3 protein-coding genes are annotated in these 2,590 nt (G+C 44.2%); 1 reads left to right on the top strand and 2 read right to left on the bottom strand.

All coding sequences use genetic code 11. The features are described from left to right. Positions 1-431: 431 nt before the first annotated feature. Entirely contained in the window at positions 432-914 is a 483-nt protein-coding gene (locus F6K38_RS39215) for a tellurite resistance TerB family protein (RefSeq protein ID WP_287256092.1), read from the bottom strand. 649 nt (positions 915-1,563) lie between these two features. Between F6K38_RS39215 and F6K38_RS39210 the strand changes: the two genes are divergently transcribed. Continuing rightward, on the top strand, positions 1,564-2,355 hold the full coding sequence (locus F6K38_RS39210) for an SDR family NAD(P)-dependent oxidoreductase (protein WP_071106951.1): 792 nt from the start codon (positions 1,564-1,566) through the stop codon (positions 2,353-2,355). A gap of 14 nt (positions 2,356-2,369) precedes the next feature. On the opposite strand, the gene F6K38_RS39205 is transcribed toward F6K38_RS39210, so the two are convergent. Further along, on the bottom strand, positions 2,370-2,590 hold a 221-nt coding region (locus F6K38_RS39205; protein ID WP_287256088.1), incomplete at its 5' end, for a hypothetical protein.

The raw sequence follows: 2,590 nt of genomic DNA, 5'->3' as shown, positions 1-2,590 counted from the left end.
ATTTCTCTAGACCTCGCCACTAGTGATCGCGCCACCATCCCAACCCAGCCTTGAGAACCTCGCAACTCAAAGGACTTGGACTCACGAGCAAGCGCTACCATAATCAGCATCTGTGACCTTGGCGACTTGGAGGGATTGGAATTACAGGCGATCGCCCCGCTCTGACTCCCAGGGAGAAACGGTACCTACGACCTGGGATGCCTAACGGCTTTGAGGGCAGCAGCGCGAGACTAGCTTTGGAGAAAAAGCGATCCTTTCCCCTACTCGTTCGCTACGGTAAGGGGTTGGGAATTCCTTAATTCTATAAGCGCAATTATGTTGTTGAAATGTAAGGGATTCAACAACATAATTACTCTCAATTGAGGTACTCCTAATCCCCAAGGCTTGATTGCGATCGCCAATCCTGCGACCAGCCACTAACAACAACAAGTCTAATAAGGGATGCCTTCAGGGAACATTACGGCAATCCGTTTTTTTCGCATCTCGGCTTCGGACATGCAAATTTCCTCAATCTGATTAACGACATCTTCTTCAATGCCAAGATATTTGGCCATTTTGTGGACTGATGCCTGTTCATCCGGATGATATTCTGCATCAGCAGCACAAGCCTTAATGGCCGCATAAATAATCGCACGACGACCGTTTTTGTCTAGAGTGGGAGCTTGGGCAAGAACCTCAAGTAGATCATCATCTGCCGGGTAATCTTTTGCCATGCCATACTCGGTATTGCTATGGTAACAGGCAGAACGACCAACAACCCAGTTTCTTTCTTCTGGTGTTAGGACGCCATCTCCTTTTGCACAGATCAGAACCGCTTTTACAAGGGCATTATAGTCCTGCTCCGGTGGGATTGTTTTTATCCCATACAACTCATTATATAACCACAGCCGACCATCTAGATCCTTATCTGACATATTCAATTCTCCGTTTTTAGTCTTTCGACTCCATCAGTTTAATATGATCTGCCGTGGTGAGATTAAGATTTTAGATTTAACTTTTGTAAACTCGAATTAGCCGTTAAGGGGCTATAGCCAGGCTGAAAGCAATTTCCAGTATTGCTTTCAGCCATTAATGAAAAAATACATATTTTTAGATCAGGGCTATTTAATTCTAAAAATCGGCTCTTAGGTTTGCTGTTTCATCAATCCACTCATCGAATTTATAGAGCATCATTACTAAATTGTTAGTTGTTAGTTGTTAGTTGTTAGTTGTTAGTTGTTAGTTGTTAGTTGTTAGTTGTTAGTTGTTAGTTGTTAGTTGTTAGTTGCTAGGATAGCCATTGCCCAGCATGTCAGCCAGGGTAAGCGCAATAAAAATGAACTCATAGGCATTGCTTAATCTTCGGATGAATATGAGTGGGGTGGGCATCCTGCCCGCCCGAAAATAAGCATGAAACTGGCAAGATGCCAGTTCCACGCAAACATGCCAGTTCCACGCAAACATGCCCATTCCACAAAACTATTAAAATCATCCCGCATTTATGGAACGCCCACAAGAGTTGTATGATTGGGATTAGCAAGGAAAATACTATTGCTGTTTTTAGTCAATTGGGAAAATAGTATCATGCCACACGCTATAGTAACTGGAGGCTCCACCGGCATTGGAGCTGCTACCGTAGATAAGTTCGTAGCCGAGGGCTTCTCAGTATCTATTCTTGATACAAATGTATCTGCTGGTCAGCAGCTCGTTGAAAAATATAACAGCAAGGTCATGCTTTTTAAAGCTGACGTGGCAATAAGAGACGAGGTAAGTCTAGCGATCAAGTCTGCAGTTCTTAAGTTCGGTACTCCAGACGTACTATTTGTCAATGCTGGGATTTATCGCTTCACTTCTATCTTTGATCTTAGAGAAGAGGATATGAGGAACCTGATCGAAGTAAACCTGTGTGGAGTACTCTACACAGTAGCCGAAGTCGCGCCACTGATGCGTGAACAGAAGAGTGGAGCAATAGTCTTAATGTCCTCTGACCAGGTCTTTATCGGTAAGAGCGGCTGTCTTGTCTATGGTGCAACTAAAGGTGCTGTAGGTCAATTGGCAAAGGGGCTCTCCGTAGAACTGAGCGAGTATGGCGTTAGAGTCAACGCTGTATGCCCAGCATGCGTTCGCACCCCTATGACCGAGAAGATTTTTCAGGAAGTTGCAGATACTCAAAAAGAAGATATAGAAAAAGTATGGGCAAGAGAAGCACAAGCACATCCAATAGGAAGAGTTGCTTCCCCTAAAGACATAGCTAGTGTTGTTTATTTTCTTTCCCAAGATGGTGCATCATTTATGACTGGAGCGCTCATTCCGATAGATGGCGGACTCACGTCTCAGACTCAATCATTATCATCCCTCAATGTTTCGGATACTTAAGCCCAAAAAAAACCTCAAAACGGGAGATTAATATAAGATGCTTCTAGCTCAGAAGCATTAGCTAAGCTCCTCCCAAGGAGGCTCACTTCATCTTCGACCATGGGTCGCTGAGTCTTTTTAGCGTGGTCTCGCTTGTTTTTTCGACTTTGGTTTATGCTTCGGTGTGAATAACTCCCATCCCTGTCTGCTCCAGAGAGTAAAACAATATTCAAGCCGGAGGCAAATAGGAGCGTCC

Origin of the sequence: Moorena sp. SIO3B2 (assembly GCF_010692525.1) — a bacterium.
Lineage (GTDB): Bacteria > Cyanobacteriota > Cyanobacteriia > Cyanobacteriales > Coleofasciculaceae > Moorena > Moorena producens.
This window is presented reverse-complemented; position numbering and strand designations above follow the sequence as displayed.

What these genes read in the sequence shown, in the direction of transcription:
- F6K38_RS39210 (WP_071106951.1), top strand. Translation starts at nt 1,564, where the DNA reads ATGCCACACGCTATAGTAACTGGAGGCTCCACCGGCATTGGAGCTGCT.
- F6K38_RS39215 (WP_287256092.1), bottom strand. Translation starts at nt 914, where the DNA reads ATGTCAGATAAGGATCTAGATGGTCGGCTGTGGTTATATAATGAGTTG.